The organism is Actinomadura fibrosa, from assembly GCF_900659615.1.
GTDB classification, from domain to species: Bacteria; Actinomycetota; Actinomycetes; order Streptosporangiales; family Streptosporangiaceae; genus Spirillospora; species Spirillospora fibrosa.
In genome coordinates this window covers 1-8,322 of the sequence record NZ_CAACUY010000331.1, presented here as the reverse complement: position 1 = coordinate 8,322, position 8,322 = coordinate 1, and the positions used below count along the sequence as shown (strand labels likewise).

The following is an 8,322-nucleotide window of genomic DNA, read 5'->3' as shown; positions in this document are numbered from 1 at the left end:
CGCCACCGCTGCGAGCGCCTCGCCGACCTGTGCGCACGGCTCGCGGACGCCGTCCGCGCGTGGCGCCCGGCCGCCGAGCGGCACGAGGTCGCCGAGCGGCTCGCGGGCCTCGCCTCCGGCAAGTCCGCCGCGAACCGGCACGCGATGTCGCTGTCGGCCTACGTCCTCGCCGCGCGGCTGGAGCAGGTCGTCGCCGCCGCGAACGAGCGGCTCGACCGCATGTCCGCCGGCCGCTACGCGCTCGTCCACACCACCGACAAGGCGGCGGGCGACCGCACCAAGGGCGCGGGCGGCCTCGGCCTCCGCGTCGCCGACGCGTGGACGGGCCTCGAACGCGACCCGGTGACGCTGTCGGGCGGCGAGTCGTTCATCACCTCGCTGTCGCTCGCGCTCGGCCTCGCCGACGTCGTCACCGCCGAGGCGGGCGGCACCGAGATCGGCACCCTGTTCGTCGACGAGGGGTTCGGGACGCTCGACGAGGAGACGCTCGACGAGGTCATGGACGTCCTCGACGGCCTCCGCGACGGCGGCCGGGCCGTCGGCATCGTCAGCCACGTCGCGGAGCTGCGCGCGCGCATCCCCGCCCAGCTCCGCGTCACCAAGGACCGCGCCGGCTCCACCGCCGCGATCGTCGTCTGACGCGCCGCCCGCTCAGGGTTTGCGGCCGACGCCCGCCAGCAGCCAGCCGGTGGCGGGTTCGTGCGGCCGGTCGGGGCGCCACTCGGGGGCCGGGACGAGGCCGGGCTCCAGCAACTCCAGCCCGTCGAAGAACGCCTCCAGCCGGGCGCGGGGCCGGAACGTCACGACGACGCCGTTCTCGGCGATCATGCGGTCCCGGACGGCGCGCTCCTCCGGCGTGAGGCCCTCCTCGGCGAAGTCGCAGATCGCGAGGTGGCTGCCCGGCGCCATCGCGTCGCGGAACGCGGCCACGGAGGCGTGCGGGTCGTCCTCGTCGAGGACGAGGTCGAGGACCGCGGTCATCAGCACGCCGATCGGGCGGCCGAAGTCGATCAGCGCCGTGACCTCCGGGGCACCGAGGATCCCGGCGGGCCTGCGGACGTCGCCGCGGACGGCCGTCGCGCCCGGGACCGCGTGCAGCAGCGCCTGGTAGTGGACGACGCAGACGGGGTCGATGTCGACGTAGACGACGCGCCCGTCCGGGTCCGTCCCGTGCACGACCTCGTGGACGTTGCCCTTGCCGGGCAGGCCGCAGCCGACGTCGATGAACTGCCGCAGGCCCGCGGCGAGCATCGAGCGCAGCGCCCGGCGCATGAACTTCCGGTTCTCGCGGGGCAGGTGCCGGGCGGCCGGGAACGAGCCGAACGCCTCCATCGCGACCTCGCGGTCGGCGCCGTAGTTGTCCTTGCCGCCCAGCGAGAAGTCGTAGATGCGCGAGGCCGCGGGACCTTCGAGGCGCGCGTCGGACGGCGCGCGGCCGGGGGCGCGAGGGAGCGGCGGGCGGTCAGTCATCGTGTCCCCTCGACTGGGAGCGGGGGTGGGCCGAGGAGGTTCCAGCGTAGTGGATCACGATCACGGTGTGCAGAGCCCAGGTCGCGGAAAGTGGCCGTCCTTTTTGTCAGTGACGGGAGTACGGCGTCAGCGCGAGATGTACTGGAGGATCACGTCGTGGACGTGGTGGACCTTGTCCTCGCCGCGGAACTCGACCTCGTAGGTGTGGGCGCCGACGTTGATCGCGATCGAGCCGGACGAGAAGTAGGAGCCCGCCCACGACTTGCTGCCGACCACGCTGACCGAGGTGATCTTCGAGTACGGCACGCTGGTGATCGCGATCCGCTTGCCCGCGAAGCTCTTGTCCTGGATGATCACCCGCCGGTCGGTGAGGCCGACGAACCCGGTGCCCGCGCCCGTGGCGTCGTAGACCGCGATGATCTGCTCGCCGGGCAGCAGCCCGCTCTCGATCTGCTTGAGCTGCCCCGACCGGTCGTGCGGGATCCCGTTGCCCATGCGTCCTCCTTGCTCGGCGGTCCTTCCTCTTTCGACGAACCGGCCGCGCGCCCCGTTCCGACGCCGCCCGTCCGGCCCCGGGGGTCTCAGCCGCTCTGCGCCGGGCGGGCCGTTTCGAGGTAGGCGATGGCCCGGCCGAGCAGCTCGACGAGCGTCTTCCGCTCGGCCTCGGTGAACTCGGCGGCCAGCCCCCGCTCGACCAGGACGGCGCGGGCGTCGGCGCTGGCCAGTACCGCCTCGCCCTCCGCGGTGAGGCGGGTCTCCAGGATGTTCTTGTGCCACTCGTGCGGGGTCCGCTCGACGAGCCCGCGCTCCTGGAGGTTCTTCAGGACGGTGTTCATCGTCGGCGGGGTGACCGAGCACGCCCGGGCCAGGGCGGCGGCGGAGATGCCGGGATGGTCCGACATGTGCAGTAGGGCCGCGTACTGCGGGACGGTGAGCCCGCTCGGCTTGACCGCGGCGGACTTGGCCGCGTTGAGCGCCTGCTCGGCGTGCTTGAAGTGCGAGCCGAGACGTTCGGCGACGGGCAACGAGGTCATTCCCGCATGGTATCGAGCCGCCCACCGTAAGACCGTTGACGAGCATTAGAGTTCTAACTATCGTATGTGCGCGTACTAACTTGTAGATACGAATGGAGCAGTCCCCCCATGTCCCGTTCCCACCGCTACACCGCGGCCGCGGCCGCCGCGCTCGCGCTGACCGTCCTGCCCGCGTCGGTGCCGTTCGCCCCGTCCGCCGGAGCCGCCGTCGCCGCCCCCGCCCGCTCCCAGACGCGGATTTCTACGGCCTTCTCGCTGCCGGGCGACCGCGTCTACCCGGAGGGCATCGCCGCCGACGCCAGGACCGGCGACCTCTACGCCGCGTCCTTCGCCGACGGCACGGTGTTCAAGAGGACCCCGGGCCGGTCCGCCGCGGAGGTGTTCCTCCCCGCCGGCGCGGACGGCCGCCGCACCGCGAACGGCCTGAAGGTCGACCGCGCCGGACGGCTCTGGGTGTGCGACTCCTCGTCCGGGATCGCGGTCTACGACACCCGCACCCGCCGCCTCCTGGCCCGGTTCACCGTGCCCGGCGACGGTGCCCGGTTCGTCAACGACGTCGCGATCGCCCCCGATGGCAGCGCCTACATCACCGACAGCTCGCGCGCCGTCGTCTACCGCGTCACCCCGCGCGACCTGGCGGCGGCCGCGGGCGGCACCGCGGTCCTCACCCCGCGGTTCGACCTCGCCGCCGTGCTCGACCCGCACGCGCCCACTGCCTTCACCCTCAACGGCATCGTCGCCGACCCCGCCGGCCGCTACCTGCTGGTCGCCGACATGACCGGCGCCGACCTGTACCGCCTCGACACCGCCTCCGGCGCGATCCGGAAGGTGGCCCTGGACGGCGGCGACATGCTGAACGCGGACGGGCTCGAACTCCAGAACGGGCGCCTGTGGGTCGTCCACAACACCGACGACACCATCAGCCGCTGGCGGATCGGACGCGACGGCACCACCGCCCGCAAGGAGCGCCAGGTGACGGACGCGTCCCTGCAACTGCCGACGACCCTGGCCCGCCTCCACGGGACGCTCTACGTCGTCCGCTCCCAATTCGACAAGGGCGGACCGCTCGGCTCGGGCACCCCGGAGATCCCCTTCACGATCGCCGCAGTCCGCGGCCTGTAGCGCCCGCCGCGCCGTCCACGCCCGGACGGACGAACCGGGCCGAGAGCGCGGCGGCCATGGCGAACCCGCCCGCCGCGACCGTCACGCCCGCCCGCGTCCCCGCGACGAGGCCGCCGGACGCGAGCGTGCCGAAGAGGGCCACCCCGACCGCGCTCCCGGCCTGCCGCGCCGCGCTGAACACGGCGGACGCCGCACCGCCCTGCCCCGCCGGGACGGCCCGCATCACCGCCGCCGTCCCGGCGGGCATCGTGAACGCCGTCCCGAACCCCACCGCGGCCATCGGGACGATCAGCACCCCGTACGGCGTCCCCGCCCCCGCCGCGAGCCACCCCAGCAGCCCCGCCGCCCCCACCAGCAGCCCCGCCACCATGGGCGTCCGCGGACCGGTGCGGGCCGTCACCCGCCCGGCCAGCGCCGAGGACACCGCGACGACGCCCATCGCGGGCAGCAGCGCGAGCCCCGTCCGCAGCGCGCCGTAGTGCCGAACGTGCTCGAAGTACAGCGGCGCGGCGAACAGCCACCCGTAGAACCCGGCGTTCAGCAGCACGCCGATCGCCGCGGACGCGCTGAACTCCCGCTCCCGGAACATCCCCAACGGCGCCATCGGCGCCCGCGACCGGCCCTCCAGCAGCACGAACGCCGCGCCCCCGGCGACCGCCGCGGCGAACGCCCCCAGCACGACCGGCCCCGTCCAGCCCGCGGACCCCGCCTCGTTCAACCCCACGGCGAGCCCCGCCAGCCCGAGGGCACCGGCCGCCTGCGCCGGGACGTCCAGCCCGCGCAGCCCGCCGCCCGACCCGTCCGGCGACGGCACGTACCGCAACGTCAGCGCCAGCGCCGCCGCACCGATCGGCAGGTTCACCAGGAAGACGGACCGCCACCCCAACGCCCCCACCAGGACACCGCCGACCACCGGCCCCGCCCCGGCCGCGATCCCCGACACCATGCCCCACACACCGAACGCGCGAGCACGCGCGGCCCCGTCGGGATACGCCGCCCGCAGCAGCGCCAACGAAGCCGGCACCATCAGCGCCGCGCCCACCCCCTGCACGAGCCGCGCCCGGTATTTATTGCAAGACCCTTGGCGTCGGGCCTTGAAGGCCCTCCTTCAACGGGCCTTGCGGCGATCGCTGCATCGCTCCGGCTCGCCTTGCGGCTCGCTGCGCGATCAGGTTCTCGCAAGCTCGAACCTGGCTTCGCACGCGATCGCAGCGCTGCGTCGTCTCTTCCGGCTTGCCTTCTTAGTGGGTTATGAAGGTTCTGGAAGATGCGTGGTGCCATGGGGTTCACGCTAGGAGCGGGTCGGTGCGGTGGGGGCCGAAACGTTCTCGCCATGGGCACGCACGGTGGGGCCATGGGCGATGAGGTGAGGGGGGCCGAGACCGATATCGCGGGGGTCGGCAACTCCACGATGAGCGGTCACCTGGCCGTGCTCCGCGAGGGCAAGCTGCTGACCGTCGAGTTGGACGGGCGGCACCGGTACTACCGGCTCGCGACGCCGGAGGTCGCCGCCGCGCTCGAACAGCTCGCCCGGATCGCGCAGCCGTTGCCCGTCCGCTCGCTGCGCGACGACACGCGCGCCCAGGCGCTGCTGCGGGCCCATCTCTGCTACGACCACCTCGCCGGACGTCTCGGTGTCACGCTCATGGGCGCACTTCTCGATCGCGGCATCCTCGCCGTCAACTCGGACGCCCCCGCGGAGGCCGTCACCGCCGAGCCCGCGCCGACCGCGTCCGACCTGGGGCGGCCGGGTCGGCCGGTGCCGATGAGCCGGTCGCTTACCGGCTCACCGGTGCGGGGCGGGAGGAGTTCGCCGCGTTGGGGGTGGACGTGGAGCGGCTTCCGCGGCGTTGTGCGTTCGTCCGCTACTGCGTGGGCTGGGGTGAGCGGCGGCGCCATCTTGCTGGGCCCCTCGGCGCGGCGGTCACCGTGCGGATGTTCTACCTCGGCTGGCTGCGGAAGGGGCGGGGGCGGCGCGTGGTCCACCTCACCGACGACGGCAGGGAGGGGATGGAGTCGGCGTTCGGCCTCCCCGCCGCGGAGCCGTCCGCGTGACGCTGCTTGACTTGGCGCATGTTGAGCATCGGATCGGTCGTGCTGGGCGTCTCCGACGTGCCGCGCGCCGTCGCGTTCTGGACGCGCGCCCTGGGATACGTGCCTCGCGAGGAGCCTGAGGACGACTGGGCGGTGCTCGTGCCCGCGGACGGCGCCGGTGTCCAACTCGGGCTCGGGCTCAGCGAGTCGGCCGTCCAGGAGCATCCCCGAATCCACCTGGACCTCTACGCGGGTGACGCCGCGGATCAGGCCGCCGAGGTCGAGCGGCTGGTGTCCCTCGGCGCGTCACACGTCGCCTGGGACCTCTACCCGGACGACCCCGACTTCGTCGTGCTGGCCGACCCGGACGGGAACCGCTTCTGCGTCATCGACACCTCCCGCACCTGACGGGGGTTCAGGCCGGGGCGGGCGCGGCGATGGCCTGGGCGATCCGGGTGGCGTGCTCCTCCTGGAGGCGGGAGATGCGCCAGATCATCACGATGGCCAGCGCGGCGGCGGCGATGCCGATCGGAGTGGTCACCGCGTAGCCCTGGAGCTGGGCGCGGAGGGAGTCCCGGGTCGTCCCGTCGCCGAACCGGTCGACGACCGTGTCGCTGACGAAGTAGACGAGCCACAGGACCCACCAGACGTTCACCAGGACGGGACGGCGGCCGGGCGCGACGGCGGTCCAGATGTCGCCGACGATCCGCCGCGGCACGACGAGGTTGAGCAGCGGGACGAGCCAGCCGATGATGATCCACGGGCGGCCCCACTGGTGCGGGGTGTCGTTGATCGTCTGGGCGTTGCTCCGGGACCGCCACATCCAGGCCATCATCGACACGGCCGAGCCGAGGAACCCGACGGCGATGAAGAGCAGCATGGCATCGTGCAGGTTCATCAGGGTGTGGAAGCGCTGGCTGGTCCCGCCGGCCAGGCTCAGCGCCCACAGGTCCACCATCTCCTCGACGAGCAGCAGGAGGGCGGAGAACCCGAGCGCGGCCATGACGGTGATCGCGAAGGCGCGCACGGGCTTGACGGGGCCGTGGGCGACCGGGACGGCGGGCGGGACGGCGGGCGAGGTCACGAGAGGTCCGTTCTGGGAAGAGAAGTGCGCCGGGTCGGGCACGGGGGACGATTCTGGCGCAGTCCGCCTCCGCGTGGCGGCTGAAGATGATCACGAAATCGTGATCGTCCGGGATGGGCCGCCTGGTCAACCGGCGCCCCGCGCGCCGCGTCCCACGCCGCGGCTCCCGAAGACGGCCGCGCGATACGTCTGCGCCCGCCGGGGCGGCGCGGTCAGCCTTTGCCAGGGGTGACAACTGGGGGTTGTTGGGGGGTCGCGGGCGTTGTTGGAGCGGGTGGTGTTTGCTCCGCTTTCATGGCCGCATGCGAGAAACCGCCACCGCGGGAGGGCCGGCGCGTCTCATCGACGACGTCGCCGACCTCGCCGCCGCCACCTTCTCCCGCGCCACGGGAGCGGGCCTCGACCCGCACGAGTACCGGCGCGTCACCGATGAGCTGACCGATCCGGCCGACTGGGGGCGCGCCTTCATGCGCGCCGCGCGCGGCCACCTTGCGCGTGCCGAGCAGGCGGCCTCGGACGTGTCCGCCGGGGAGCACTACCGGACCGCGGCCCGCTGGTTCCACGTCGCCACGCTGGGGCCGAACCCGGAGCGGGCGCTCGCGGCCCGGGAGGCCGACGCCGCCATGGACCGCGCCCTCCGGCTGCTGGACCCCGCCGCGCGCCGCATCGAGGGGCCGGGCTTCACCGGCCGGCTGCGCGGCGAGCCCGGCGCGCCCACCGTCGTCGTCGTGCCGGGCCTCGATTCGAGCAAGGAGGAGTTCGACGACCTGGTCACCGCCCTCCTGGACCGGGGCCTCGCCGTCTTCGCCATGGACGGGCCGGGCCAGGGCGCGCTGGCGGCCGCGTCCACGATCACGCCGGACTACCACGAGGTGGTCGGACGGGTCCTCGACGCCCTCGGCACCGGGCGCGCCGGGCTCGTCGGCCTCAGCCTCGGCGGCTACTACGCCGCGGCGAGCGCCGCCCGCGAACCCCGCGTCGCGGCCGCCGCGACGGTCAGCGGCCCCTTCCGCCTGGACTGGGACGCCCTGCCCCCGCCCGTGCGGGACATCCTCGTCCAGCGCGCCGGGGGAGAGGACGCCGCCCGACGCTTCGCCCGCCGGGTGGACCTGTCCGACCTCGCCCCGCGGATCGCCTGCCCGCTCCTGGTGGTGGACGGCGGGCAGGACGTCATCCCGGGGGTGACGAACGGCGAGCGGCTGGCGGAGCTGGCGCCGCGCGGCGAGTACCTCCTCGTCCCGCACGGCGACCACCTGCTCGGCAACGCCCGTCCCGACTGGCTCCCGGCCGTCGCCGACCGGCTCGCCGCCCAGCTCAGGTGACGGGCTCCTCCAGCGCGCCGAGGTCGATCCGGGCGAGCCGGGCGGGATCGGTGTAGACGTCGATCGCGGTGATCCTGCCGTCCGCGAAGGCGAACGCCATGATCGAGGCGAGCTCGCCGCCGACGCTGATGACGAGGCCGGGGCGGCCGTTGACGAGCGCGGGCCGGGCCGCCGACGCGACGCCCATGCGCTTCAGGTTCGCGGCGTGCCCGGCCACCGCGGCGGCGCCGCGCAGGACCCGCGCCCCGCCGGGCAG

11 protein-coding genes and 1 pseudogene are annotated in these 8,322 nt (G+C 74.0%); 5 read left to right on the top strand and 7 right to left on the bottom strand.

From position 1 onward, the window contains the following. A partial coding sequence (locus E1300_RS45020) for an SbcC/MukB-like Walker B domain-containing protein (RefSeq protein WP_131763402.1) occupies positions 1–639 on the top strand: 639 nt, incomplete at its 5' end. A 12-nt stretch (positions 640–651) separates the two neighbouring features. Here E1300_RS45020 and E1300_RS45015 read toward each other — a convergent pair. The 3 genes from E1300_RS45015 to E1300_RS45005 all read right to left on the bottom strand — a co-directional run bounded on the left by E1300_RS45015 (position 652) and on the right by E1300_RS45005 (position 2,504). Further along, the gene (locus E1300_RS45015; protein WP_131763401.1) at positions 652–1,470 is read right to left on the bottom strand and encodes an SAM-dependent methyltransferase; all 819 of its coding nucleotides are present in this window, start codon (positions 1,468–1,470) and stop codon (positions 652–654) included. Positions 1,471–1,596: 126 nt separating this feature from the next. Beyond that, positions 1,597–1,965: a PH domain-containing protein gene (locus tag E1300_RS45010; RefSeq protein WP_131763400.1), complete on the bottom strand. Its 369-nt coding sequence runs from the start codon at positions 1,963–1,965 to the stop codon at positions 1,597–1,599. A gap of 86 nt (positions 1,966–2,051) precedes the next feature. Continuing rightward, the gene (locus E1300_RS45005) at positions 2,052–2,504 is read right to left on the bottom strand and encodes a MarR family winged helix-turn-helix transcriptional regulator (RefSeq protein WP_207400340.1); all 453 of its coding nucleotides are present in this window, start codon (positions 2,502–2,504) and stop codon (positions 2,052–2,054) included. A gap of 108 nt (positions 2,505–2,612) precedes the next feature. On the opposite strand from E1300_RS45005, the gene E1300_RS45000 reads away from it, so the two are divergent. Next, positions 2,613–3,626 carry an SMP-30/gluconolactonase/LRE family protein gene (locus E1300_RS45000; protein WP_131763399.1) on the top strand — a complete coding sequence of 338 codons (1,014 nt, stop codon included), beginning with the start codon at positions 2,613–2,615 and terminating at the stop codon, positions 3,624–3,626. Here E1300_RS45000 and E1300_RS44995 read toward each other — a convergent pair. Together E1300_RS44995 and E1300_RS50885 are read right to left on the bottom strand one after the other, a co-directional pair. Then, positions 3,598–4,677, bottom strand: a complete 1,080-nt coding sequence (locus E1300_RS44995) for an MFS transporter (protein WP_278045434.1) — start codon at positions 4,675–4,677, stop codon at positions 3,598–3,600. The genes E1300_RS45000 and E1300_RS44995 overlap by 29 nt on opposite strands. Positions 4,678–4,917: 240 nt before the next feature. Then, the gene (locus tag E1300_RS50885; RefSeq protein WP_165503282.1) at positions 4,918–5,229 is read right to left on the bottom strand and encodes a hypothetical protein; all 312 of its coding nucleotides are present in this window, start codon (positions 5,227–5,229) and stop codon (positions 4,918–4,920) included. A gap of 215 nt (positions 5,230–5,444) precedes the next feature. On the opposite strand from E1300_RS50885, the gene E1300_RS50880 reads away from it, so the two are divergent. Both E1300_RS50880 and E1300_RS44985 read left to right on the top strand, forming a co-directional pair. Further along, positions 5,445–5,681, top strand: a complete 237-nt coding sequence (locus E1300_RS50880; RefSeq protein ID WP_165503281.1) for a hypothetical protein — start codon at positions 5,445–5,447, stop codon at positions 5,679–5,681. Positions 5,682–5,699: 18 nt separating this feature from the next. Further along, complete coding sequence (locus E1300_RS44985) at positions 5,700–6,068, top strand: VOC family protein (protein ID WP_131763398.1); 369 nt, start codon at positions 5,700–5,702, stop codon at positions 6,066–6,068. 7 nt (positions 6,069–6,075) lie between these two features. Here the strand turns inward: E1300_RS44985 and E1300_RS44980 are convergent, their stop codons facing one another. After that, positions 6,076–6,744, bottom strand: a complete 669-nt coding sequence (locus tag E1300_RS44980) for a DUF4328 domain-containing protein (protein ID WP_131763397.1) — start codon at positions 6,742–6,744, stop codon at positions 6,076–6,078. Positions 6,745–7,046: 302 nt separating this feature from the next. Here E1300_RS44980 and E1300_RS44975 point away from each other — a divergent pair, with 302 nt between their 5' ends. Then, a complete protein-coding gene (locus tag E1300_RS44975; RefSeq protein ID WP_131763396.1) occupies positions 7,047–8,066 on the top strand; it encodes an alpha/beta hydrolase family protein in 1,020 nt (339 codons plus the stop codon). On the opposite strand, the pseudogene E1300_RS50875 reads toward E1300_RS44975, so the two are convergent. Further along, a pseudogene (locus E1300_RS50875) lies at positions 8,059–8,322 on the bottom strand (RNA polymerase subunit sigma-70); the annotation flags it as partial. The gene E1300_RS44975 and the pseudogene E1300_RS50875 sit on opposite strands and share 8 nt — an antisense overlap.

Bases quoted from the DNA above. Each gene is read 5' to 3' on its own strand.
- E1300_RS45015 (WP_131763401.1), bottom strand. From the start codon at position 1,470: ATGACTGACCGCCCGCCGCTCCCTCGCGCCCCCGGCCGCGCGCCGTCC.
- E1300_RS45010 (WP_131763400.1), bottom strand. From the start codon at position 1,965: ATGGGCAACGGGATCCCGCACGACCGGTCGGGGCAGCTCAAGCAGATC.
- E1300_RS45005 (WP_207400340.1), bottom strand. From the start codon at position 2,504: ATGACCTCGTTGCCCGTCGCCGAACGTCTCGGCTCGCACTTCAAGCAC.
- E1300_RS45000 (WP_131763399.1), top strand. From the start codon at position 2,613: ATGTCCCGTTCCCACCGCTACACCGCGGCCGCGGCCGCCGCGCTCGCG.
- E1300_RS50885 (WP_165503282.1), bottom strand. From the start codon at position 5,229: ATGGGCCCGCAGCAGCGCCTGGGCGCGCGTGTCGTCGCGCAGCGAGCG.
- E1300_RS44985 (WP_131763398.1), top strand. From the start codon at position 5,700: ATGTTGAGCATCGGATCGGTCGTGCTGGGCGTCTCCGACGTGCCGCGC.
- E1300_RS44975 (WP_131763396.1), top strand. From the start codon at position 7,047: ATGCGAGAAACCGCCACCGCGGGAGGGCCGGCGCGTCTCATCGACGAC.